This window comes from Cupriavidus sp. KB_39, from assembly GCF_052114485.1.
In the GTDB taxonomy this organism is placed as follows: domain Bacteria; phylum Pseudomonadota; class Gammaproteobacteria; order Burkholderiales; family Burkholderiaceae; genus Cupriavidus.
In genome coordinates this window covers 1-360 of the sequence record NZ_JBFREV010000260.1, presented here as the reverse complement: position 1 = coordinate 360, position 360 = coordinate 1, and the positions used below count along the sequence as shown (strand labels likewise).

At 61.0% G+C, this 360-nt stretch carries 1 protein-coding gene; it reads right to left on the bottom strand.

Annotated elements, in window-relative coordinates; translation table 11 throughout:
- The coding region (locus AB4Z27_RS29845) for a DUF3304 domain-containing protein (RefSeq protein WP_441646091.1) at window positions 1-211 on the bottom strand (211 nt) is incomplete at its 3' end.
- Window positions 212-360: the final 149 nt, after the last annotated feature.

Here is a 360-nt window from a genome sequence, read left to right as displayed (position 1 = left end):
AAGGAGGTACCGGCACGATCCGCTCCTGCGGCACATCGTCGATGCGATGGACCCATCTGACCTTCGCCGTCATGCCAGGCTTGTGGATCCGTGGCACCGTGACGCAGCACGTAAAACTGCCACCGCCTTCGTGCGGCCAGATATTCGGGCCACCACGGCCATTGACCTCGAACGCGTAGATGCCCACATCGGTGTGGTTGTATCCAACCATTGACACTGAGATTGGCTCCTCGCCGCAACCGGACACTGCCAGTGRCAATGCTGCTAGCAGGCCGGCTATCCACGCCCGTGGGCGCGCTACTGTGTAAGGCATGACTCTCCTCTTGGAACTGTGGTTACTTGCGCGCCTCGTCGCCCTTC